This is a genomic window from Cryobacterium sp. Hz9, assembly GCF_004402825.1.
GTDB lineage: Bacteria > Actinomycetota > Actinomycetes > Actinomycetales > Microbacteriaceae > Cryobacterium > Cryobacterium gelidum.
On the sequence record NZ_SOFC01000006.1, the window covers coordinates 69,457 to 93,176 of the forward strand.

Sequence of the window (23,720 nt, forward strand, 5' to 3'; positions counted from 1 at the left end):
TTAGAGAAACATCAGCACGATGCCGGCGACACCGGCCACGACTCCGATTCCGAGCAGGACCAGGCCGATCAGGCGCAACCCCTTGCCGTCCAGGTCGGGATCGTGCGTTCGGCACCGCTCGGGGTGGCGATTGCGGAACCAGACGCGCACGTCATCGCCCGGCACCAGGTGATGCGTCTCGTGCGTGTCGGCGGGGCATTCGTGCACATCGCCCAGATCATCAAACCAGCGGATGACCGTGGCCGCCCCCGACGCGGCAATCACCGCGCTCGTGCGGGTCCAACGACCGCTGATACCGCGAACCGAGAGGCCGACTATGTAGAGGGTCGTTCCAATGATGAGGCCGACGAGAGTGAGAATTTCGCTGATGATGCCGATGAAGTCGAGCGCGTTCACTGGCACCGCCGTCCGTTGTCTGTCGTCTGCTCGCGGCGCTTACCCCGATGGCTAAAGCGTATCGTTCAGGGCCGCACCGACGGGCGTCTAGGCTGAATCCATGCGATTTGGACTCTTCGTACCCCAAGGCTGGCGACACGATCTGGTCGGAATCGCACCGGCCGCGCAGTGGGCGACGATGAGCGGTCTGGCCGCGCACGCCGATGCCGGCACCTGGGAATCGATCTGGGTCTATGACCACTTCCACACCGTTCCGGTGCCGAGCGTGCAGGCCACCCACGAGGCCTGGTCGCTCATCTCCGCCTTCGCGGCGACCACGAAACGCGTGCGCCTCGGGCAGATGTGCACCTGCATGAGTTACCGCAACCCCGGGTATCTGGCGAAGGTCGCCACCACCGCCGACATCATCTCCGGTGGACGCATCGAGATGGGCATCGGCACGCCGGAGCAGATCGTCGAACGCCTGACCGCGATGAAGAAGCGTGGCCTCGGTTACGCGATCCACTACTTTCCAGAGGCCGCCTATGACCGGTCGGGCATTGAATTGTTCGAGCGCGAAGTTATGCCGGCCTTGAACTCGGCGAGCACGTTGTCCAGCCGGTCGTAACCCTCTGCCATGCCGTCCTCCATACCGTTGTCGGCCATGCCGTCGCGAGCCTTCTGGCTGGGATAGGTGGAGTGACCGATGAGGCGCATGCACCCGTCTCCGAGGTCAACGAAGCGCACGGTCTCGATACTCACGACATCCGGGTGGCCGCCATATTCAAAGGTTTGGATAATGAAGTCGTTGGGCCGGACCTCGTGGAAAACGCCGTGAAACTCAAACCTCTCGCCCTCGGGGTCGATATGAGTGAAGCGGTAACTGCCGCCGGTGCGTAGATGCCAATGGTCGATCTCTGTGGTGTAGCCCGTCGGGCCGAGCCACTGCTGCACGAGGTCGAGATCCGCGTGGGCCCGGTAGACCGCAGACACGAGGGCGTCGAAGTCCCGTGAAAATTCGATGAACGGCAAATTGGGAACAACGGTGACCTGCAGAGCGCTCATTTCGTTACCTCTTCTCGCGGATGAAAATAGGCCAGGGTGCACCTCCTGTCAAGACACCGGTCTGACACACTGGGTCAAATGATGCTCACCGACAACGACGTGCCGGCCTGGTGGCGGGGACTCGGCCTCCCCGGACTCGTCGACCTGCACACCCATTTTCTGCCCGACCGCATGCTGCGGCGCGTCTGGGCGCACTTCGACGAGATCGAGCCGCTGATTGGTCAGGAGTGGCCGATTCACTACCGCGACGACGAGCCCTCGCGGCTGGCGACGATTCGGCGGCTCGGTGTGCGCCGTTTCACCGCGCTGTCGTATGCGCATCGCCCGGGAATGGCGGCTTCTCTGACCGATTTCTCGCTCTCTCTGGCCGCAGAACACGATGACTGCGTGCCCAGCGCCACGTTTTACCCGGAAGAGGGCGTGCTGGGGCAGGTGCAGTCCGCCCTCGATCGTGGCGCGCGGGTGTTCAAGATTCACGCGCAAATCGGGGCATTCGACCTGCGTGACCCCCTGCTCGACCCTGTCTGGGGGCTGCTCGCAGACGCGGCGATCCCGGTGGTCATCCATGTCGGCAGCGGACCGGTGGCGAGCCCGGGAATCACCGGGCCGGACAAGCTTGCAGGAGTGCTGGCGCGGCATCCGCTGCTGACGGCCGTGGTCGCCCATCTCGGCGCCCCGGAATACGACGAATTTCTCGATCTCGCCGAGCGCTACCCCTGGGTGCACCTCGACACCACGATGGTGTTCACCGATTTCTTCGAGCAGCTCGCGCCGTTCAACCCCGCGCTGCTGCCTCGGCTGGCCGACCTGCCCGACCGGGTGGTATTGGGCAGCGACTTTCCCAACATTCCGTATCCGTACGCGCACCAGCTGGAGTCCCTCGAACGTCTGCGTGACCGGGAGCCGCGGCTCGACGACGACTGGCTGCGCGCGGTCTGCTGGTTCAACGGGCTGCGCCTGATCGGCGAGTAGGGCTCACCGTCGCGTCTCAGCTCGCCGTTCGCCAGAACACGGTGAATTCGAGCGTCGCGATGCTCGGAAAACGACGATTCATTGCGAAAAGTCGCAAGAAAACGCCGCGCATCGCCCGATACTCTGAAGAGGAACGCCCGTCGCAACCGCGGCACTCATTCGAATCGGAGGTTCCCATGTCGATATCTGTTGAAAAAACACACGTAGCTAACGCTCTGGTCGGAGAGCCCGAGGTTCTCGAAGACGGCGGCTCGTCTCTCTCGCAGCATCCGTCCTGGCTCAGCCTGAAGGCCGCGGCATCGGCGCTCCAGGGCGTGCAGTCGCAGGACGGGTCGATTGCTGACGCCGAGCGGCACACGGACGCGGCGGCATCCGTTTCACGCATCACCGCGGCACTCGAAGACCTCGTACCGCACTTTGCGCACGATGCCGCGTATCTGGCGGCCCTGGTCGTGGACTTCGACCGCTGGGCGTCAGATGGATTCGGCGTGCCCGACTTCTACGATTCCCTCGTGGCTTTCCAGCCGCAGCAGCACCGCGTCAACGGCCTGCGCCACCTCGTTGTTTTTCCGATGTACACGCAGAACGGCAGCGCCAATCGGCTGGTCGAAGCCGTGCTGATCGAGGTCATCTGGCCGGAATTCATCGACGAGCTCGAGGCCGAATACACGAACAAACTGTTCGTGCCGATTCGTTTTCTCGACTTCACCGCGGGCTACGACACCAACTCGGCCGTTCTATTTCCCGAGACCGTCGCGATGCGCGAGATTCCGACGTTCACCTGGGGGGCGATCTTCGCCGACCGCGAAGCTGCCCGCTTTCGCCGGGTGGTGCGCGCGGCCGCCGAGATCACGCGACTCGAACTGCCTGCCGAAGCCGCCGCGCTGCTCGATGACCAGCACCTCACCGAAGAAACCTTCGTGATGTGGGATCTCATCCACGACCGCACGCACATGCGCGGGGACCTACCGTTTGACCCCTTCATGATCAAGCAGAGAATGCCATTCTTTCTCTACTCTCTTGAGGAGCTGCGCTGCGACCTGACCGCTTTTCGTGAGTCGGTCACGATCGAGCGCAGCGGATTGGCGAGCCCGGAGGCCCGTCGGCACGCAAAATTGGTGCAGTACGCGGTCATCTTCGACCGTATCTTCCGGTTCGCGATCACCGGCAACCGGGTGCGCAACTATGACGGCCTCGGCGGTCAGCTGTTGTTCGCCTGGATGCACCAGCACGGCGTGCTGCACTGGACCGATACCCGGCTCACCTTTGATTGGGACGCCGTGCCCGAGGTGGTCATAGCGCTCGGAGCGCAGATCGACGATCTGTACTGGGCGTCGATCGACCGGCCGAAGAAGGCTCACTGGCTCGCGGCCTACGAGATGATCTCGAAGACCCTCACGCCGAACCCGGCGTCGACCTGGGCCCGCGGGCTGACGCTCGACGTGCTCGCCGGAGCCCCCAAGGGCTACACCGACCAGGTTCTCGACGACGAATTCCCGCTGTCGATGTTCTTCGAAGCGCTCGAGAAGAAGATGCGCACGGTCATCGAGTCGACGGCCGGCATCACCGGCAGCGCGGGCGAGTAATGGTTGTCAGACCGGCCGTCGCTGGTCGCACCGTGCTCATCGCCGGCGCGACCAGCGCGGCCGGTCTGGCCGTCGCGTCGTCACTAGCGGATGCCGGGGCGCGCGTCGTGGCCGTCGGCTCCAATCTTGCACGACTCCAGTCGGTGCTGACCGTGGCACCGGAGGCTGTGCTCTACGAGTGCGATCTCGCCAGCTTTGAGGCGGTGACCGCGCTGGCAGCGCAGGTTTCTTTATCGCCGGGACCGATCGACGGACTGATTCATCTGGTGGGCGGCTGGCGCGGCGGCGGGGGTCTGGCCGGCCAGACCGACGAAGACTGGGCTTTTCTGCACGCGCACGTGGTCACCACGCTGCGCAACACCACCCGAGCATTCAACGCCGACCTGCTGGCTTCTTCGGCCGGGCGGCTCGCGATTGTGTCGAGCGTGTCGGTAGACCGGCCCCTGGCGGGCGGCGCGAATTATGCGGCCGCGAAATCCGCGGCCGAAGCGTGGGTGCGCGCGGTCGGTCAAGGCTTTGCGAAGGCTGGCGACACCGCCGCAGCGGTGATTTTCGTCGTGCGGTCGTTGGGCGGGCTGGAGACCGAGCTGGCTATCCGCGTGACGCGTCTGTGGGATGAGGCGGCGGCATCCGTCAATAACAGCCGGGCTGTGCTGGCACCGGAGTCTCCCGAAACCTGATACATACTCGCCCGCCGGCACCGTCGCACCTCTTGGCTCGCCCCTCGTCGGCAGCCCCCGGCTCCCGCTGGTCCGCGCTACCGTGAGGACACGCACAACGAAAGGGCGGGCATGCTCGACATCCGGGGAGTCACCAAGAGCTACGGCACCACAAAGGTACTCACCGACGTGAGCTTCACCGTCGGCGACGGTCGCCTCACCGGCTTCGTCGGCGCGAACGGCGCCGGTAAAACCACGACGATGCGCATCATTCTCGGTGTGCTGTCGCCCGATTCCGGCACGGTGCTCATCGGCGGCATTCCGGTCACCGCAGGCGATCGACGTCGATTCGGCTACATGCCGGAGGAGCGCGGCCTGTACCCCAAAATGAAGGTCGCCGAGCAGCTCGTCTACCTGGCGCGCCTGCATGGGCTGTCGCCGGCATCCGCGCGCCGCAATACCGGCGATCTGCTCGAGCGTCTCGGTCTCGGCGCACGCGCCGGCGACACCGTCGAGTCGCTCTCACTCGGCAACCAGCAGCGCGCCCAGATCGCCGCCGCCCTCGTGCACGACCCCGAGTTCCTCGTGCTCGACGAGCCGTTCTCCGGCCTCGACCCCCTCGCCGTGGAGGTCGTGATGAGCGTGCTCGCCGGCTACGCCGCCCAGGGCGTGCCCGTGCTGTTCTCCTCGCACCAGCTCGACATCGTCGAACGGCTTTGCGACGACCTCGTCATCATCGCCGACGGCGAGATTCGTGCGAACGGCTCCCGCGACGCTCTGCGTGAGCAGCACGGCAGCCCCCGCTTCGAGATACGTACCGCGGGCGACACCGGCTGGATCCGCTCGCAGCCCGGCATCACCGTCATCGATTTCGACGGTGATCACGCCGTGTTCGAAGCCGAAACGGATGCTGCCAGCCAGGCCGTTCTGCACCGTGCGGTCGCGCTCGGCGCCGTGCACAGCTTCAGCCAGCAAAGACCCAGCCTCGCAACCATCTTCAAGGAGGTCATCGCGTGAACAACGAGACCCACACCGCGCCCACCTTCGCCCAGAGCGTCTGGTTGGTTTCCAACCGCGAGATCACGGCACGCCTGCGCAGCAAGTCTTTCCTCATCGCCACCGGAATTCTGCTCCTCATCTCGATGGCATCGGTTATCGTCGGCAGCATTGTCAGCCAGAACACGAGCCTGACCAAGGTTGCCGTAGTCGGCACGGCCCTCGGCGTCGTTGAACAGACCAAAGCCTTTGACATCGTCGAATCCGACACTGTCAAAGGCGCCGAAGCACTCGTGCGTGACGGCACCGTCGACGCGGCCGTCGTGCCCTCGGACAGTGCCGATTCCCTGCTCGGCATCACGGTGATCGCCCTGGATTCGGCGCCGCGCGATGTTCTCGGCACGCTCAGCGTCAGCCCCGATGTGAAAATTCTCGAGCCGGCCGAGCAAGACGGTTTTCTCGCCTACCTCGTTGCTATCGGCTTTGGCATCATTTTTCTCATGTCGGCGACCACCTTCGGCGCCACCATCGCCCAGAGTGTGGTCGAAGAGAAGCAGACCCGCATCGTCGAGATTCTCATGTCGACCATCTCGGTGCGGGCACTGCTGGCCGGCAAGGTGCTCGGCAACAGCCTGATGGCGTTCGGACAGATCGTATCGATCGGCCTGCTGGTATCGATCGGCCTGACGGTGACCGGGCAACGAGTGCTCCTGGCCGATGTCGGCCCGGCCATCGTCTGGTTCGCCGTGTTCTTCGCCTTCGGATTCGTGCTGCTCGCCGCGCTCTACGCGGCAACGGCGTCGATGGTGTCCCGGCAGGAAGACGTGGGCTCAGCGACCTCACCGGTGCTGTTCCTCGTCATGATCCCCTACTTCATGGTCGTTTTCTTCAACGACAATCCACTCGTGCTGGCGATCATGTCGTACGTGCCGTTCTCGGCGCCGGTCGGGATGCCGGTGCGCATTTTCCTTGGCCAGGCCGAATGGTGGGAACCCATGTTGTCCCTGGTCGTGCTGGCATTGTCGACAATGGTGGTGATTTTGATCGGGTCGCGCATCTACTCCAACGCGCTGCTGCGCATGGGCGCCCGCGTGTCGCTGCGCGAGGCCCTGAAAGGTTAGCGAGGGGCCGAGTCGTACCGGCTCGCTAGCTTCGACTCCCGAGGAACTCCGCCAGTGCGGCCAGATCATCGGTGTTGATGTGGTCAACCCCGGCCGAGTGCAGCTGGGTCCAGATCGCCTCGCGGGCTGCGCCGGGCACGTCCAGGGTTCCCCAGAAGCGCACGCGGTAACCGTCGGCGTGCGCCAGCTCCACATAGTCGCGCAGCTTGACCTTCTCGCTCTCGGGCATGGGACCCGTACCCTGCCAGGCGAAGAGCTTGTTCCAGTTCTCGCTGACCAGCGGCATAAGATCGGCCGGCAGCCCGGATGCCAGGTCGGTGGAGCGTCCATCGTAGAAGGCGAACCGCGAGTTCAGATTTTGCATGGTTTTCAGGGGCCGGTTGCCGCTGACGACGGCGATGACCGGTCCGGTTTTTGTCTTGCCGTTGCTGTACCGGGTCATGATGGAACGGTGCTCCGCCAGCTCTTTCTCGATCGCGGCGTAGCTGCTCTCACCGTCGCTCTTGATATCGATCAGCAGTTGGAAGCTGCCATCCCATCCGGGGTAGACGCTGCGGCCGTGCCCGCGCAGGAGCTCGGACAGTGGATCAAGGTAGAGGCTTTCCAGGGTGACCCCCGTTTGAACATTCTCGAGATCGTGGGCGACGAGTAGTTCACCGTCCACAAGCCAGACATCCGCTTCCACGCTGGTGAAGCCTTGTTCGAGGGCATCGAAGAGAGGGCGGTCATGCTCGTAGTCATTGTGAGCATGGGCGGCATCCTGCGGGGTGCCAAGGACGACCCGCAACGGTGCCTCCGCCACACGTGGGGAGGCACCGGTGACGGTGGTGACGGCGACAAGAGCGATGAGGGCCGAAGCCGCAACTCTGAAAAACATGGGGTCTCTTTCCAAGCGGAGGAAGCTACGCGAAGGCGTATCGCTTTACGGTTTATCGGCACTCTGTGTCCGTCCGGCAAACGAATGATGAACCGGCCATGGACCGGAGAGGTTGCTCGTACTCGAGGTGTCGATGCGCAACGAATCGCGAAAGAATGTCTGGAGCCCGAATCGCCCAGCCGGATGCGGGAGGATGGAGGGGTGACCCCACTCCATGATCTACGCGACCGCGGTTTCGCCTCCGACAACTACTCCGGAATTCATCCGGAAATTCTGGAGGCGATTGTCCAGGCCAACGGCGCTCACCAGATCGCCTACGGCGAAGACGTCTACACGGCCCGGCTGCAGGAGGTCTTCGCCCGACAGTTCGGCGAGGGCGTCGAAGCTTTTCCGGTGTTCAACGGCACCGGCGCCAACGTCACCGGCCTGCAGTCGATGCTGCCGCGCTGGGGCGCCGTGATCTGTACAGCCACCGCACACATTCACAACGACGAGGGCGGCGCCCCCGAGCACGTCGGCGGCTTCAAGCTGCTGCCGGTGGTCACCCCCGACGGCAAGCTCACCCCCGAACTCATCGACCAGGAGGCCTGGGGCTGGGGCGATGAGCACCGCGCGCAGCCGCTCGTCGTGGCCATTACCCAGACCACCGAACTCGGCACCGCCTACACGGTGGACGAGGTGCGCGCGATCGCCGATCACGCGCACTCCAAGGGAATGACGCTACACATGGACGGCGCCCGCATTTCCAACGCCGCCGCCAGCCTCGGGCTTCCGTTGCGTGCCTTCACCCGCGATGCCGGCGTCGATGTGCTCAGCTTCGGCGGCACCAAGAACGGCATGATGCTCGGTGAGTGCATCGTGGTACTCAACCCCGCAGCATCCACCGGCCTGAAATTTCTGCGCAAGTCGAACATGCAGCTCTCCAGCAAGATGCGTTTCGTCTCGGCGCAGCTCATCGCGCTGCTCGACGGGGACCTGTGGTTACGGAACGCCTCCCACTCCAATGCGATGGCTGCCCGGCTGCGCGACGCGCTCGAAAGTGCAATCGCCCAGGGCACCATCACCGGGCTGGCTTTCAGCCAGGCCACGCAGGCCAACGCCATCTTCGCCACCCTGCCCGCTGGCGTCGCCGACCGGTTGCGCGACTCCTTTCGGTTCTACGACTGGGATGCCACCAAGAACGAGGTGCGCTGGATGTGCGGCTTCGACACCACCGAGGACGACATCGATCAGTTCGTGGCAGCGATCACCCGGGAGCTGTCGTGACCTTCACGAACCGGCCGTGGCTCGCCTCGTACGCCCCCGGCGTTCCCGGCACGATCGCCGAGACCACCGAGACCCTCACCGACATGATGGAGACCTCGGCCGAACGGTTTGCGCCGGCCGTCGCACTGGACTTCTTCGGCTCCAGCACTACCTACGCCGAGCTCGGAGAACAGATCTCCCGGGCCGCGAACGGCTTGCGCAAACTCGGCGTGACCCCGGGCGACCGGGTGGCTCTCGTGCTGCCGAACTGCCCACAGCACGTGGTGGCGTTTTACGCGGTGCTGCGCCTCGGCGCCATCGTGGTCGAGCACAATCCGCTCTACACCGACCGGGAGCTGCGCCACCAGTTCGAAGACCACGGCGCCCGCGTCGCGATCGTCTGGGACAAGGTCTACGAGGCGGTCCGCGCTTTTCCCAAAGACATGGGGGTAGCGGATGTCGTCACGGTCGACCTCACCCGCGCAATGCCGTTCTCGAAACGGCTGGCGCTCAAGCTGCCGATCAAGAAGGCCAAGGACGCTCGCACCTCCCTTACCGCGGGCCCCGGACAGGGCGCGATCACCTGGGAGTCGATTGTTGGCGCCCGCAAGCTGCACCCCTCACACCAACGACCGCTGCTCAGCGACACCGCAGTGCTGCAGTACACGAGCGGCACGACCGGCACCCCCAAGGGCGCCATTTTGAGCCATTACAACCTGCGCGCCAACGCCGCGCAGGGCTCGGCCTGGGTCGCGGGTCTTCGACCCGGTGACGAAACCGTCTACGGCGTGCTGCCGATGTTCCACGCCTACGGCCTCACGCTCTGCCTCACCTTCGCGATGAGCATCGGCGCCCGTCTCGTGCTGTTTCCCAAGTTCGACGAAAAGCTCGTACTCGACGCGGCCAAGCACGCACCGCCCACCTTTTTGCCGGCGGTACCGCCGATCTACGACCGCCTGGTCTCGGCCGCAGCGAAGAAAAAGGTGAACCTCGCGGGCATCCGCTTTGCTATTTCAGGCGCCATAAACCTGCCAGTTTCCATCGTGGAACGGTGGGAGAAGGCCACCGGCGGGCTGCTGGTCGAGGGCTACGGCATGACCGAGGCGTCACCGATCGTCGCCGGCAACCCGATCGGCCCGAGCCGTCGCCCCGGAACGGTCGGTGTGCCGTTTCCAAGCACCGACATTCGTGTGGTCGACCCGGAAGACCCCACGATCGAGCGCGGCTTCGACGAGGAGGGCGAGCTACTCGTAGCCGGTCCGCAGGTCTTCTCCGGTTACTGGGACCGCCCGAGCGAGAGCGCCGAGGTACTGCTCCCCGGTGGCTGGCTGCGCACCGGCGACATCGTGCGGGTCTCGGCCGACGGCTTCATCACCATCGTCGACCGCCTGAAGGAACTCATCATCACCGGCGGTTTCAACGTGTCGCCGTCCGAGGTCGAAGAGACTCTGTTGTCGCACCCCGACATCAACGACGCGGCCACGGTCGGGCTGCCGAGCCCGAACGGCGGCGAAGACGTCGTGGCGGTCGTGGTGCTTCGGTCCGGCGCCGAACTCGACGTGGCCGCGGTGCGTGAGTACTGCCGCACCCGGCTGTCGGCCTACAAGGTGCCGCGGCGCATCGTCGAGGTGGACGACCTGCCGCGCAGCCTGCTCGGCAAGGTGCTGCGCCGCGAGGTGCGCAATCGGTTGCAGGGCCGCTAATTGTGGTTGGGACAGTAGGACCGTAGCTGCGTCTGATACAGACTCTCCCCCTCGCCGGCTGGCATCGGTGTGATCGGAACGCCGCAAAACAGCACGGTTGCGTACAATCCGTTTCCACCCGTGGTCAGCAGGCCAGAGCCGACGTCATCCCCAGCGCAGCGCAGATCGAACGCGACCTGAATCTGGCCCGTTTGAAAGCCGATGATAGTGACGCCGACCAGCGGAACGGACGGTTTGGCCGCCTCAAAGTCTGCCCGCGGATGGCCAAGGTCGGTCATCTCGGTCTGTCCGGTTCGTGCGAACTCCGACAGCAGGAAGTCGATCCAGTCGGGCGTGAAATAGTCGCGTGATCGCAAAGTGTCGCTGACCAGGCTGGAGTTGTACGGGAGCTCGGTGTCCACCGCAGACTCACTGGCGTCCGCGGTGACGGTGAGTTCCCGGTGGCCGAGCGCGGCCGGCTCCGCATCCTGCATCGGATGCCAGGTCAGTTGCGCATCCTGTTGGCTGCAGGCAACCGGTGCCGGGCTCGACACGGATGCCGTCGGGGTCACATTCTCTGGAAAGAAGGCACTGCAGCCGGTCAATACCACCAGCAGAATCGGAACGGCCATGACCAAACGGCGCCGTGCACAGCGCCCCCTGGCCGAACGCGGAATGCCCGTTGCGCGAGATTTCACAAAAATCAACTCCCCGAGGTTTCGTGCCACCCTACTCGCCCGAGAGCGCACGAAGTGCCCGTTTGCACAAGCCAAACGGGCACTATCGGCGCTCTCACGGGAGGTTTAGGGGCGCAGCAAGACCTTGATGGCTCGGCGTTCGTCCATCGCGGCGTAGGCTTCGGCTACCTCGGACAGAGGAAGCTCCAGGTCGAAGACCCGGCCGGGGTTGATCTGACCGGAGAGAACTTCGGGCAGAAGCTCGTCGACATAGTTCCGAACGGATGCGACACCGCCGTTCACGCCGACGTTGCGTGCGAACAGCGAGCGAATCGGCAGCTCAGCACCGCCGTTGGGCACGCCGACATAGCCGACCATTCCCCCGGGCCGTGTCGACCGGATGGCCTGGTCCATGGATTCCTTCGTGCCGACGCATTCGAGCACGAAGTCGGCGCCGATTCCGTCGAACAGGGCCTGCACGGCGGCAACACCCTCATCGCCACGTTCTTCAATGATGTCTGTTGCACCGAATTCGCGGGCCACAGCTTGGCGGTCCGCGTGACGGGACATGGCAACGATGCGGCTTGCGCCGAGTCGCTTGCTCGCGAGAATGGCGCAGAGCCCGACGGCTCCGTCCCCGACGACAACGACGGTACTGCCGACGGTGACGCCGGCAGAGACGGCCGCGTGGTGTCCGGTGCCCATGACATCGGAGAGGGACAAGAGTCCCGGAATCAGAGCGTCATCGGGCACCTCGGGCGTCGCTACGAGCGAACCGTCAGCGTGGGGAACACGCACTCGCTCACCTTGGGCGCCGTCGGCGAAAGCACCCATTTCGTCATTCTCACCCCACGGACCGCCATGGAGGCAGGAGAAGCTCACACCGTTGCGGCAGTTGATGCAGGTGCTGTCGCAATCGTAAAAGGGTGCGATAACGAAGTCACCCACCTTGATGGTGGACACGTCAGAGCCGATTTCTTCGACGATGCCGACGAACTCATGACCAATGCGGTGTGGCTCCGTCGTTGGCGACACACCGCGGTACGGCCATAGGTCCGACCCGCAAACGCAGGCCGCGACCACTCGCACAATGGCATCGCCACCGGTCGACAGCACAGGGTCGGGCACTTTTTCGAGGCGGACATCCCGTTCGCCGTAAATCACAGTTGCACGCATTGGTGCAGCGTAGCCCGGGAACCCTGAATCCTCCCTCCGTGTTTATATCCCTCGCTTGATGTCCTACAGCAGATCGTCCCCCGAGGGGTCGGCCACGAGCGCGGGAGCGGATGCGACGGTGAGCGAGTCTCTGTCGGCGGCGAGCGAGACGAGCACCGTGTCGCCGTCCCGGATGTCGCCGGCCAGCAGTGCCCGCGCCAGGCGGTCGTCGATCTCGCGCTGCATCAGGCGCCGCAACGGACGTGCACCGTAGATCGGGTCGTATCCGCGCTCGGCCAGCCAGCGGCGGGCATCCGGCGTCACGGCGAGCTCGAGCCGACGCTCGGTGAGACGCCTCTGCATTCGGTCGACATCGAGCTCGACGATCTCGCCGAGCTCCTCCGTGGTGAGCGAGGAAAACACGACGATATCGTCGAGCCGGTTGACGAATTCGGGTTTGAACGCTTGCCGCACGAGCTGTTGCACGGCCGACTCCTTCTGGTCGACTGACAGGGTCGGATCGACCAGAAACTGCGACCCGAGGTTTGACGTGAGCACGAGGATGGTGTTGCGAAAGTCCACCGTGCGGCCCTGGCCGTCGGTGAGCCGGCCATCGTCGAGCACCTGCAGCAGCACGTCGAATACCTCGGGGTGCGCCTTCTCCACCTCATCGAACAGAATCACCGAGTAGGGCCGACGCCGCACGGCCTCGGTCAGCTGCCCGCCCTGCTCGTAGCCGACGTAGCCCGGCGGCGCTCCCACCAAGCGTGACACCGAGAACTTCTCGCCGTACTCGCTCATGTCGATACGCACCATGGCTTTTTCGTCGTCGAACAGAAACTCGGCGAGCGCCTTGGCCAGCTCGGTCTTACCCACCCCGGTCGGGCCGAGGAACAGAAACGATCCGGTCGGCCGATCGGGGTCGGAGATGCCGGCCCGGCTGCGCCGCACGGCATCAGCGACCGCGCGCACGGCGCGCTTCTGGCCGATCAGGCGGTGGCCGAGCTCATTTTCAAGGTTCAACAATTTATCCGTTTCGCCCTGCAACAGGCGACCGACCGGAATGCCTGTCCAAGCGGCGACCACAGCGGCGATGTCCTCACTCGTCACCTGGTCGTTGACCATGCGCGGGCCGACGGATTCTTCTTTCTCGGCGTCGGCGAGCGCCCGTTCCATCACTGGAATGTCGCCGTAGAGCAGCCGCGACGCCTTCTCCAGGTTGCCCTCACGCTGTGCCCGGTCGGATTCGATCCGGGCGGTGTCGAGCCGCTCGCGCAGCTCGCCGACCCGGTTGAGCGAGGCTCGCTCGCTGTTCCAGCGCGCCTGCAACTCCTTGAGGGTGGCCTGGCGCTCCGTGAGGTCGCTGCGCAGTTTCACCAACCGTGCCTTCGAGGCGTCGTCTTTCTCCTTCTTCAACGCGAGCTCTTCGAGCTTGAGGCGGTCGACACTGCGCCGCAACTCGTCGATCTCGACCGGCGAGGAGTCGATCTCCATGCGCAGCCGGCTGGCGGCCTCGTCGATGAGGTCGATCGCTTTGTCGGGCAGCTGGCGGGCGGTGATATAACGGTTTGAGAGGGATGCTGCGGCCACGAGGGCAGAATCGGCAATCGTCACCTTGTGGTGGGCCTCGTACCGTTCCTTGAGCCCGCGCAGAATAGCGACGGTGTCTTCCACTGACGGTTCGTCGACGAGCACCGGCTGAAAGCGGCGCTCGAGCGCGGCATCCTTTTCGATGAATTCGCGGTACTCATTGAGGGTCGTGGCACCGATCAGGCGCAGTTCGCCGCGGGCGAGCATGGGCTTGAGCATGTTGCTGGCCGCAACGGAGCCTTCGCCGCCGCCCGCCCCCATCAGGGTGTGGAGCTCGTCGACGAAGGTGATGATCTGTCCATCGGCGTCGTTGATCTGCTTGAGCACGGCCTTGAGCCGCTCCTCGAACTCGCCGCGATACTTGGCGCCGGCCACGAGTGCGGCCAGGTCGAGCGAGACCAGCTGCTTGTCTTTGAGCGAGTCGGCCACGTCTCCGGCCACGATCCGCTGGGCTAAACCCTCCACCACGGCGGTCTTGCCCACCCCGGGTTCGCCGATGAGCACGGGGTTATTCTTGGTGCGTCGGGTGAGCACCTGGCTGATCCGACGAATTTCGGCATCCCGACCGATCACCGGGTCGAGCTTGCCGCTGCGGGCGATATCGGTGAGGTTCACCCCATACAGTTCGAGGGCCGTCTGAGCGTTTTGTTGCGGTGGTCGCTGACCGGCTTGCATCGCTATCTCCTCTAAACCTGAGCCTTGTGGACTCAAGTTTAGTACCCCGGCCATCTCCTCGGCGTCGAATATTCGAGGGCTGAACACCTCGTCTGCCACATGCGGCTGACACTAGTCATCCACCGTTGTCGCGGCACTCGTCAGAGGTCGGGGCACCCCTGGCTAGGAGTGCCACCGTCTCCGACACGTGCCCCCAGAGTGCCGGGATCAGAGCGGGGCCGGGCAGCCTCCCGTGAGACAATGGAGGTTGGTCCTATTTTCTTACGGAGCTCCCATACCTATGGCCCATTCCCTCAGCACTCATGAGATCGCCCGCATCGTTGGCAGCCAGTCATTCTCGCGCGGTGAACGGTACGCTCGCAACGGGCACGTCACCGAACAGTCCTGGGCCCCGTCGGGAACACATCTCACCGGTCGCGTCAGCGGCAGTAGCCCGCAGCCGTACACGGTGCTCGTCTCGTTCACACTGAATGCCGCCGGCCAAGCGGTCCGGGCCAGTGGAACCTGCACCTGCCCCATGGGCAGCAACTGCAAGCACGTCGCCGCGCTGCTGCTGGCCAGCCGGAGCACCCCGGCAGAGTTGGACGCTGCGCGCGGCACCTCCCACGTGCGCGCCATCGGCGATCGCCGCACCCCCGTGTTCGAGTCGACCTTCGTGCCGGCCGCCTACCAACCGTCCACGCCGGCGCCCGTCATCCCCATCCGCCCGCCGGTACCCGCCTGGCGCGCGGCCCTGGCCCCGATCGCCAAACCCAGCGCCGGCGAGGCGACCACCAGCACGGCGCTCGCGCTGCAGTTCGACCTGCTCGACCCCGCTTACAGCCCTAACCGACGCACGGGACCCCGCCGTCTCGGCGCCCGCCCCATGATCATGGGCAAGAAAGGCAAGTGGATCCGCGGTTCCCTCACCTGGGACAACCTGTCCTGGACCCCGGGCACCTACAATCGCGGCCACCGCAAAATTCTCAACGCCCTCTACGCCCTCTCGGCGACCGGGCAGCGCTACTACAGCTACACCGACCACTGGCTCTACCTCGACAACTTCGAGAACAAGGCCCTCTGGGACCTCCTGCACGAGGCCCAGCTGAGCGGTCTGCCGCTGGTCTGTGTAACGGATGCCCAGAATCCCGTTCTCCTCTCGCCCACGCCGGCCTCGCTCGAGGTCGACATCCGACGCGACGCCGACGGCTTGCAGCTGACCCCGCTGCTCGTGCTGAACGAGCAGCTGCACCGCGGCGCCGAATTTGGTTTCATCGGCGATCCGGCGCACGGCGCGTACACTTTCGCCCGCCCCGCCGACCCGCTCGCAACCGGCCGGCAGCTCACCCTCGCTCCGTTGAATGCACCGGTGAACTCCGAGATCCGCGCCCTGGCCGTGACCGGCGGCTTTGATATCCCGGCCGACGACGAAGCGGCATTCCTCGCTGACTTCTACCCCTTTCTGCAGCAGAAACTAGTCCTGACCAGCCACGACGCGTCGTTCGAGCTGCCGCAGACGGCCCGGCCGCAGCTGGCCCTCACGATCACCCACCAAACGGATGCGCGCATCACCCTGGCCTGGGAGTGGCAGTACGTCGCACCCGCCGACACGGACCAGGCCGAGTCCACCGCCGTGCTCGACCGTCACCCCCTGCGTTCGGCCCCGGGCGACACGCGCTTTCGCGATCCGACTCGCGAAAGCGCCACCCTGCGTACCGTCGAACACGAGGTCGCGTCGTTCGCTGGGCTCTGGCAGTCCGCCACCCCACTCAGCGAGGCCCGGCTACTGGAGCACTCCGAGCTGCAGGGCGCCGTCATGATCAACTTCCTCGGCCAGGCCCTGCCGCTGCTCGAAGCTGCCGGCATCGTCGTGCAGGTCTCGGCCGACGCCCCGAGCTACCGCGAAGCCGACGAAGCGCCCGTGATCAGTCTCGCCACCTCCGAAAGTACCGATACCCGCGACTGGTTCGACCTCGCCGTCACCGTGACGATCGAGGGCGAAGACATTCCCTTCGACGACCTCTTTCGCGCGCTGGCCACCGACCAGGACCTGATGATCCTGGACAGCGGCACCTATTTCAGCCTCGACCGGCCCGAGCTGCAGCAGCTCCGACGCCTGATCGAAGAGGCGCGCGGTCTGCAAGAGAGCAACGCCGGTACGCTCGGCCTAAGCCGTTTTCAGGCCGACCTCTGGGACGAACTTCAGCTGCTCGGTGTTGTCGCCGAACAGGCCGCCACCTGGCGCAGCGCCGTCGAGGGCCTCGCCGCCCTTCAGGGTCTGGCGGAGGCCGCTCCCCTCGCCGAACGCCCGCTCCCGCCCGCCGTGCACGCCACCCTGCGCGCCTACCAGCAGACCGGATTCGACTGGCTCAGCTTTCTCTACGACCACCAGCTCGGCGGCGTGCTCGCCGACGATATGGGCCTCGGCAAGACGCTCCAGGCGATCGCCCTGATCGCCCACGCCCGCGACAGCCAGCGCGCCGAGCCCGGTACGGCCCGCAAGCCGTTCCTCGTCGTCGCCCCGACGAGCGTCGTCTCCAACTGGGCCACGGAGTGTGCCCGGTTCGCACCGGCCCTGGCGACGGTCGCCATCACCCAGACCGCCGGCAAGCGCGGCTCCAGCCTGCCTGACGTGATGGGGGAAGCGGATGTCGTGATCACCTCATACACGCTCTTCCGCCTCGACTTCGAGGAGTACAACGCTCACGACTGGGCCGGGCTCCTGCTCGACGAGGCCCAGTTCGTGAAGAACCACCAGAGCAAGGCGCACGTCTGCGCCCGCCGCCTGCGTACCCCGTTCAAGCTCGCCATCACCGGCACCCCGATGGAAAACAACCTGATGGAACTGTGGTCACTGCTCTCCATCACGGCGCCCGGCCTGTTCCCGAGCCCCAGCCGCTTCGCGGACTACTACCGCAAACCCATTGAAACGGATGCCGACGCCGACCGGCTTGCGCAGCTGCGCCGCCGCATCCGTCCCTTCATGCTGCGGCGCACCAAGGCCGAGGTGGCCAGCGACCTGCCCGAGAAGCAGGAGCAGGTGCTCGAACTCGACCTGCACCCCCGGCACCGCAAGGTCTACGACATGCACCTCGCCCGCGAACGCCAAAAAGTTCTCGGCCTGATCGATGACATGAACGCAAACCGGTTCGAGATCTTTCGCTCACTCACCATGCTGCGCCAGCTCAGCCTGGACGCGAGCCTCTACGACAAGAAGTATGACGCCATCCCCTCGACCAAGCTCGACGCGCTGCTGGAGCTGCTCGAAGACACCGTCGCCGAGGGCCACCGCACCCTCATCTTCAGCCAGTTCACCCAGTACCTCGGCAAGGCGCGCGACCGGCTCGATGCGGCCGGAATCAGCTATTCCTACCTCGACGGCAAGACCCGCAACCGCGCCAAGGCCATCAGCGACTTCAAAGAGGGCTCGAGTTCCGTCTTTCTGATCAGCCTCAAGGCCGGCGGATTCGGCCTCAACCTCACCGAAGCTGACTACGTCATTCTGCTCGACCCCTGGTGGAACCCGGCGACCGAGGCGCAGGCCGTGGACCGCGTGCACCGGATCGGCCAAACCAAGAACGTCATGGTGTACCGTCTGGTGTCCAAGGACACGATCGAACAGAAGGTCATGGCCCTCAAAGCCACCAAGGCCCGCCTGTTCGAAAGCGTCATGACCGACGGTGCACCGCAGGGCACCGCCCTGACCGCCGCCGACATCCGAGAGCTCCTTGCTTGAGGCGACACCGACATTTCATGTAACACCCCTAGACTGCACGCACCGGCACCTCCGTGCACGCTGCAGAAACGGTCCTATGTCCACCATTCTCGATCGGGTCGATGCCCGCCTGGCGCGGGCACTCACCCCGGCTCGGCGCCTCACGCTGCAACGCCCACGCACCCTCGCGCTCGGTTTTCTCGGTCTGCACGCACTGTTCCTGTTCGCCCTGCTCCCGACCATCCTCACGGGCAGGGCGCTCGGCGACCTTCCGCTCTACCGCACCTGGGCCGAGCTCGGACTGGAGCACGGCGTCTGGCAGGGCATCGACACCGTCTGGGTCTACCCGATCGGGGCCCTGCTTCCGATCGTGCTCGCGGGCATCGCTGGCCCGCTGCTCTACCAACTGCTCTGGTTGCTCATGACGACCGCGCTGAACGCGGTTGCTGTGGGGGCACTCACCGATTGGGGACGTCGCCGCAGCGGCTACAAGTCAGCCTGGTACTGGCTGCTCGCGTCATTCCTGCTGAGCCCGGTCGGGCTGCTACGGCTGGAAGGACTCACGGCACCACTCGTCATCGTCGGGCTCGTACTGCTGGCACGCCGACCAGTCGTCGCCGCGATCGTGCTGACCCTCGCCACCTGGATCAAGGTCTGGCCGGCCGCCGTGTTCCTCGCGGTGGTCACCGCGTCGCCCCGCCGACGTACGGTGGTGCTCACCGGAGCGGTCGTCTCGGCCGGGGTGGCGGCATCCGTTTGGCTGCTGGGCGGTGTTCGCTATCTCACCGGATTCGTCACCGAACAGTCCGACCGAGCACTGCAGCTCGAGGCACCCATCACAACCCCGTGGGTGTGGTTGGCCTCGCTCGGCCATCGCGGCACGGTCATCTACGAAAACTATTCGATAGCCACTCGCGAGGTGAGCGGCCCCGGCACCGATCTGGTCGCCGCCCTGATGACGCCCGTCATGTTCGGCGCTATCGCGGTGATCTTCGTGCTCATGCTCCTGGCCCAACGTCGGCGAGCGGATGCCGGCCAGCTGCTGCTGCTCGGCGCGCTCGCCCTGGTTGGTGCATTCATCGTCTTCAACAAGGTCGGATCGCCGCAATACATGCTGTGGCTGGTGCCGGTCGTCGCGGTCGGCGTCGGCCGCAGCTGGGCAGCATGGCGCGTGCCGGCCATGCTGATGCTGGCCATCGCGGGCCTGACCACGCTGATCTTCCCCATTTTCTACCTGCCGCTCATCGACGGCGACCTGTTCTCACTCCTGCTGCTCACCGTGCGCAATGCTCTGCTCGTCGTGCTGTTCGGCTGGTCCGTCACGAACCTCGCGCGATTGGCCAGGCCTGCGCCGCGGCGAGACGCCCTGATCGTGGGCCGCCGCACACTCCCAGTCGGCCAAGGCAGAATAGACACGTGACCACGACGACAACCTTCGCCCTCATTCGCCACGGCCAAACCGATTGGAACGCCGCAGCGCGCATTCAGGGTGCCACCGACATCCCCCTCAACGACATCGGGCGCGGTCAGGCAACGGATGCCGTCGCCTCCCTCTCCCGCTACGACTGGGATTTCATCGTCTCTTCGCCGTTATCGCGGGCGGCCGAAACCGCTGACCTGATCGGCGAACGGCTTGGGCTCAACGTGGCCCGCCGCCTCCCCACACTGATCGAGCGCGACTACGGGCCAGCCGAGGGCTTGTGCGCGGGCGCTGAACTTGATGCCCTGCGTTTTCCCGGCGGATTTCACGGTGCCGAGACCGAAGAGACGGTCGCGGCGCGCGGCATCGACGCCCTGCGCGAGCTCGCCCGCGAGCACCCGGGGGCCCGTATCATTGTGGTCGCGCACGGCACGCTCATCCGATTGAGCCTCGAAAACGCCCTGGACCAGCCCATCGGCAGCATCAGTAACGCTTCGCTCAACCTCGTGCAGCACCACCACGCGCACGCCGATGGCGGGGCTGCCTGGCAGCTCGACGTGCTCAACGGCCAGCCGCTCGTGCGCGCCTGAGCCAAAGCGGTCGGCGCTAACGGCCGGTCGACACCGTGACGGTGAACTTGGTGTTGCGGCCGACCTGACGGGTCGAGCCGACGATGCGGGTGAGCATCGGGCGGTAGCCGAGGTGCGTGTTCCACACGGTCCACAGCTCGCCGCCGGGAGCGAGTACCCGCGCCGCGTCGATGAACAGCTTCTCGGCGAGGCCCGCATGCACGGACGCCCCGATGTGAAACGGTGGGTTGAGCAGAATAAGGTCGGCGGAATCATCCGCCTGTCCAGACAGGCCATCGGCGCGCACCACGATGACGCGATCGGCGAGCGCGTTCGCATCGACGGTCGCACGAGCGGATGCCACGGCCACGGCCGACTGGTCCGTCGCGAGCACCCGCAGCAGGGGACGCTGCGCGGCCAATGCCGCGGCGAGTACCCCGGTGCCGCAGCCAAGGTCGATGGCACGCTCGGCGTCGAGCTTCATGCGGTCGAGCACCTCGAGCAGCGCACGGGTGCCGATGTCGATACTGGTGCCGGCAAACACGCCGCCGTGGCCGCACACGGTCAGGTCGAAGTCCTCATGCCGCTCGCTGTGCGGCCAGTTGGTCGTCGACGCGGCCAGTGGAGACGAGGCAATGAGCACCCGGGACTTCTGGCGGGCCGGGCGCACGTTGAGGGCGCCGAAGTGACGGCGCAGCACCTCGTTCATGCTCACGGTCATGTGCTTGATCCGGCCACCGGCAAAGACGATCACGTCCGGAGCGGCGTACTTGGCGATGGCACCGGCGATCTCATCGAGCGCGTCGAGGCTTTTCGGCAACTGCAGAAGCACGACATGGGCGTCTTTCAGCAGCTCTTCGCCGAGCGGAAGGGACCGGTAAGCCTCTGTGAGGTTGACGCCGGAGGCATTACTGTCAAGCGCGTATTCGCCCGAGAGCGCGTCCTGATAGACGCGGATGCCGCGGGCGTTGTGCAGGGCGGCGGCACCGAGGGTGAGGGCGCCGTAGCGGTCCTCGAGCACGACGACCCCGCCGGCACGGTACGCGGCAAGCGCACCGGCGGCTTCATCCAGAATGAGCCGATCGCTCGCATCGACAGCGAACAGGTTCTCTGCCTCGATGTCGGGGCGACGGCGCAAGCGATCGAAATCAAATTCATTCACGTTGTCGACGGCGCTCATCGACTGCGTCTTTGCCGTAGTGCCGGCGGTGGTATTCCGCGGCGCGGACTGGTCATGCGTGCCCGATTCGGACATGGTTCTCCCTGAAAGTGGTGCTGGTGCAACCAGTTCGTGCTGTGAAAGCGAAACGTGGAGCTAACTATGGTCTGGGCTGCCGCCAGATGACAATCTGGTTGCTGCGCCTGGTGCGGGTGCCCGCCTTCATCGAAATGACATCGCCGGCCGAGCCAGCCGCGAAGATGCGGCGGCCCGGACGGTTCAGTAGTTCGTCGGCGAGCGTCGATTCCAACTCGCGCAGGCGATTTTCGAGCCCGCGCACGTGATCCTCGAGTTCGAGGATACGACGGATGCCTTCCAAACTCACACCTTCCGAGCCCAATTCCGCAATTTCACGGAGCTTTGCCACGTCGAGCATGGAGTAACGACGGCTCTTGCCGGGGGTGCGTTCCGGGCTGACGAGGCCCAGGCGATCGTATTGGCGCAGGGTTTGCGGATGCATTCCCGCAAGCTCTGCCGCCGTGGAAATCACGAAAACCCGGGTGGTCTCGTCCACGATTAGCCCTGCGCCCGCGCGATCAGTTCATCTCGCGGGTTTTCCTTGGGCAGCGCTTCGGCAAAGGCGGCGAGTTTTTCTTCCGCATCCTTTGAGAGGTGCGAGGGCACAGCGACCTGCACGACGGCGAGCAGGTCACCCGTGCCCTTGGTCGTGGTGACACCGCGACCCTTGACCCGCAGCACGCGGCCACCGGGAGTGCCGGGGGCAACGCGCAGTTTGACCGGCGCGCCGCCGAGGGTGGGCACCTCGATCGTCGCGCCGAGGCTCGCCTCGACGAAGGTGACGGGTACGGTCACCCGCAGGTTGAGGCCGTCCCGTTCGAACACCGGATGCTTGCGCACGGTGATCGTCAGCACGATATCGCCGGATTCTCCGCCATCGGGGCTCGGCTGGCCCTTGCCGCGCAGACGAATCTTCTGCCCGTCGGCGACTCCGGCGGGAATCTTGACCTTGATCGGTCGGCCGTCCTGCGTCTGCAGACTGATCTGCTCGCCCTGGGTGGCGATGATGAAGTCGATGGTCGTCGAGGCGATCACGTCGCGGCCGCGGGTGGGTGCTCCCGATCCGCGGTAGCCGCCGGTGGGGTTGCCGAAACCGCCCGCACCACCGCCACCTCTTCCGAACATACCCCCGAGGATATCGTCGAAACCGCCCTGCTCGAAGGTATAACTCTGCTGACGACTTCCGCCACCGAACATTCCCCCGAAGGCGTCCTCGAACCCACCGCTTGGGGCCCGGCCGCCGGGCGCGGCGAACCGCGCCCCGCTGCCCATGGCTCGTACGGCATCATATTCCTTGCGCTGCGCGGCATCGTTCAGTACCGAATGCGCCTCGCTCAGTTCCTTGAACTTCGCCTCAGCGGCGGGGTTCCCCGGGTTGGAGTCCGGGTGGTACTTGCGAGCAAGCTTGCGGTACGCCTTCTTCAATTCGGCCGGCGTGACATCTTTCGATACTCCGAGAACCTTGTAGAAGTCTTTGTCGAACCAGTCCTGGCTAGCCATCGCTCGGTACCTGAACGACGACCTTGGCCGCGCGCAGCAGCGTAGAGCCGAGGTAGTACCCCGTCTCCGCGACATCGCCGACGGTTTCGGTGTCGACGGCCGCACTGGGCTGTTGGAAGATCGCCTCGTGCATGGTCGGGTCGAACGGGTCGCCGACCGCGCCGAAAGAGGTGAGGCCGAGACGTTCAACGCTCGAACGCAGCTTGGCCGCGATCGTGGCGAAGGCCGAGTCCGGCACGAGGTCTCCATGCTTCTCGGCCCGGTAGATGTCGTCGAGGACCGGAATCAGTATCTTGACGATATCCCCGGTCACGCGCTCTTTCTCGATGGCGCGGTTGGCCTCTGTGCGCCGACGGTAGTTGGCGTACTCGGCCGTCACGCGCTTGAGGTCGGCGAGGTGCTCGCTCGTCGGCTCCGCAACTTCGCGCTCCGCGGCATCCAGAATGTCCTGAACGGTCAGTTCGTCTTCTTCGATCCCGTCGGCCGAGGCATCAGCGTCGGCAGCGGATGCTGCGTCGGGCGTTGCGTCATCGGGCGCGGGCGCGCCCGCGGCGGTGCCGTCATCCGGCACCCCCGCAGCGGACGCGTCGTCGTCTGGATGTTTCTTGTCAGCCATAGTTGCGGC

Annotated in this window: 20 protein-coding genes and 1 pseudogene; 11 read left to right on the forward strand and 10 right to left on the reverse strand. The window is 65.3% G+C overall.

All coding sequences use genetic code 11. The features are described from left to right. Positions 1-396, reverse strand: a complete 396-nt coding sequence (locus E3N85_RS00965) for a DUF3592 domain-containing protein (protein WP_134458497.1) — start codon at positions 394-396, stop codon at positions 1-3. 100 nt (positions 397-496) lie between these two features. On the opposite strand from E3N85_RS00965, the pseudogene E3N85_RS00970 reads away from it, so the two are divergent. Then, a pseudogene (locus E3N85_RS00970) lies at positions 497-952 on the forward strand (LLM class flavin-dependent oxidoreductase); the annotation flags it as partial. On the opposite strand, the gene E3N85_RS00975 reads toward E3N85_RS00970, so the two are convergent. After that, positions 919-1,440, reverse strand: a complete 522-nt coding sequence (locus E3N85_RS00975; protein ID WP_134458501.1) for an SRPBCC family protein — start codon at positions 1,438-1,440, stop codon at positions 919-921. The pseudogene E3N85_RS00970 and the gene E3N85_RS00975 overlap by 34 nt on opposite strands. Positions 1,441-1,518: 78 nt before the next feature. On the opposite strand from E3N85_RS00975, the gene E3N85_RS00980 reads away from it, so the two are divergent. The 5 genes from E3N85_RS00980 (at position 1,519) to E3N85_RS01000 (ending at position 6,774) form a co-directional block, all read left to right on the forward strand. Next, the gene (locus E3N85_RS00980) at positions 1,519-2,412 is read left to right on the forward strand and encodes an amidohydrolase family protein (RefSeq protein WP_370288937.1); all 894 of its coding nucleotides are present in this window, start codon (positions 1,519-1,521) and stop codon (positions 2,410-2,412) included. Positions 2,413-2,588: 176 nt separating this feature from the next. Next, on the forward strand, positions 2,589-3,998 hold the full coding sequence (locus E3N85_RS00985) for a DUF6421 family protein (protein ID WP_134458503.1): 1,410 nt from the start codon (positions 2,589-2,591) through the stop codon (positions 3,996-3,998). Then, complete coding sequence (locus tag E3N85_RS00990; RefSeq protein ID WP_134458505.1) at positions 3,998-4,678, forward strand: SDR family oxidoreductase; 681 nt, start codon at positions 3,998-4,000, stop codon at positions 4,676-4,678. The genes E3N85_RS00985 and E3N85_RS00990 overlap by 1 nt, the downstream gene beginning before the upstream one ends. A gap of 111 nt (positions 4,679-4,789) precedes the next feature. Beyond that, the gene (locus E3N85_RS00995; RefSeq protein ID WP_134458507.1) at positions 4,790-5,674 is read left to right on the forward strand and encodes an ABC transporter ATP-binding protein; all 885 of its coding nucleotides are present in this window, start codon (positions 4,790-4,792) and stop codon (positions 5,672-5,674) included. Beyond that, positions 5,671-6,774, forward strand: a complete 1,104-nt coding sequence (locus E3N85_RS01000) for an ABC transporter permease (protein WP_134458509.1) — start codon at positions 5,671-5,673, stop codon at positions 6,772-6,774. The genes E3N85_RS00995 and E3N85_RS01000 overlap by 4 nt, the downstream gene beginning before the upstream one ends. A 25-nt stretch (positions 6,775-6,799) precedes the next feature. Here the strand turns inward: E3N85_RS01000 and E3N85_RS01005 are convergent, their stop codons facing one another. Continuing rightward, positions 6,800-7,651, reverse strand: a complete 852-nt coding sequence (locus E3N85_RS01005; RefSeq protein ID WP_134458511.1) for a phosphatidylinositol-specific phospholipase C/glycerophosphodiester phosphodiesterase family protein — start codon at positions 7,649-7,651, stop codon at positions 6,800-6,802. 201 nt (positions 7,652-7,852) lie between these two features. Here E3N85_RS01005 and E3N85_RS01010 point away from each other — a divergent pair, with 201 nt between their 5' ends. Both E3N85_RS01010 and E3N85_RS01015 read left to right on the forward strand, forming a co-directional pair. After that, a complete protein-coding gene (locus tag E3N85_RS01010; RefSeq protein WP_241978238.1) occupies positions 7,853-8,917 on the forward strand; it encodes a low specificity L-threonine aldolase in 1,065 nt (354 codons plus the stop codon). Next, on the forward strand, positions 8,914-10,599 hold the full coding sequence (locus E3N85_RS01015) for a long-chain-fatty-acid--CoA ligase (RefSeq protein WP_134458515.1): 1,686 nt from the start codon (positions 8,914-8,916) through the stop codon (positions 10,597-10,599). The genes E3N85_RS01010 and E3N85_RS01015 overlap by 4 nt, the downstream gene beginning before the upstream one ends. Here E3N85_RS01015 and E3N85_RS01020 read toward each other — a convergent pair. The 3 genes from E3N85_RS01020 to E3N85_RS01030 all read right to left on the reverse strand — a co-directional run bounded on the left by E3N85_RS01020 (position 10,596) and on the right by E3N85_RS01030 (position 14,675). After that, positions 10,596-11,210 carry a hypothetical protein gene (locus tag E3N85_RS01020; protein ID WP_134458517.1) on the reverse strand — a complete coding sequence of 205 codons (615 nt, stop codon included), beginning with the start codon at positions 11,208-11,210 and terminating at the stop codon, positions 10,596-10,598. The two genes, E3N85_RS01015 and E3N85_RS01020, sit on opposite strands and share 4 nt — an antisense overlap. 171 nt (positions 11,211-11,381) lie before the next feature. Further along, on the reverse strand, positions 11,382-12,431 hold the full coding sequence (locus E3N85_RS01025; protein WP_134458519.1) for a zinc-dependent alcohol dehydrogenase family protein: 1,050 nt from the start codon (positions 12,429-12,431) through the stop codon (positions 11,382-11,384). Between the two features lie 63 nt (positions 12,432-12,494). Beyond that, on the reverse strand, positions 12,495-14,675 hold the full coding sequence (locus tag E3N85_RS01030) for an ATP-dependent Clp protease ATP-binding subunit (protein WP_134458521.1): 2,181 nt from the start codon (positions 14,673-14,675) through the stop codon (positions 12,495-12,497). A 280-nt stretch (positions 14,676-14,955) separates the two neighbouring features. On the opposite strand from E3N85_RS01030, the gene E3N85_RS01035 reads away from it, so the two are divergent. From E3N85_RS01035 to E3N85_RS01045, 3 genes are all read left to right on the forward strand, one after another. Beyond that, positions 14,956-18,390 (forward strand): DEAD/DEAH box helicase, encoded by a 3,435-nt coding sequence (locus E3N85_RS01035; RefSeq protein WP_134458523.1) that lies wholly within the window; start codon positions 14,956-14,958, stop codon positions 18,388-18,390. 76 nt (positions 18,391-18,466) lie between these two features. Continuing rightward, on the forward strand, positions 18,467-19,789 hold the full coding sequence (locus tag E3N85_RS16625; RefSeq protein ID WP_134458524.1) for a glycosyltransferase 87 family protein: 1,323 nt from the start codon (positions 18,467-18,469) through the stop codon (positions 19,787-19,789). Further along, positions 19,786-20,379 (forward strand): histidine phosphatase family protein, encoded by a 594-nt coding sequence (locus E3N85_RS01045; protein ID WP_241978239.1) that lies wholly within the window; start codon positions 19,786-19,788, stop codon positions 20,377-20,379. The genes E3N85_RS16625 and E3N85_RS01045 overlap by 4 nt, the downstream gene beginning before the upstream one ends. Before the next feature lie 16 nt (positions 20,380-20,395). On the opposite strand, the gene E3N85_RS01050 is transcribed toward E3N85_RS01045, so the two are convergent. The 4 genes from E3N85_RS01050 to E3N85_RS01065 all read right to left on the reverse strand — a co-directional run bounded on the left by E3N85_RS01050 (position 20,396) and on the right by E3N85_RS01065 (position 23,711). Continuing rightward, positions 20,396-21,538 (reverse strand): class I SAM-dependent methyltransferase, encoded by a 1,143-nt coding sequence (locus tag E3N85_RS01050; RefSeq protein WP_134458871.1) that lies wholly within the window; start codon positions 21,536-21,538, stop codon positions 20,396-20,398. A gap of 139 nt (positions 21,539-21,677) precedes the next feature. After that, the gene (locus E3N85_RS01055) at positions 21,678-22,091 is read right to left on the reverse strand and encodes a heat shock protein transcriptional repressor HspR (protein ID WP_134458527.1); all 414 of its coding nucleotides are present in this window, start codon (positions 22,089-22,091) and stop codon (positions 21,678-21,680) included. A gap of 2 nt (positions 22,092-22,093) precedes the next feature. Continuing rightward, positions 22,094-23,095 carry a DnaJ C-terminal domain-containing protein gene (locus tag E3N85_RS01060; RefSeq protein WP_134458529.1) on the reverse strand — a complete coding sequence of 334 codons (1,002 nt, stop codon included), beginning with the start codon at positions 23,093-23,095 and terminating at the stop codon, positions 22,094-22,096. Beyond that, a complete protein-coding gene (locus tag E3N85_RS01065; RefSeq protein ID WP_134458531.1) occupies positions 23,088-23,711 on the reverse strand; it encodes a nucleotide exchange factor GrpE in 624 nt (207 codons plus the stop codon). The genes E3N85_RS01060 and E3N85_RS01065 overlap by 8 nt, the downstream gene beginning before the upstream one ends. Between the last annotated feature and the right edge of the window lie 9 nt (positions 23,712-23,720).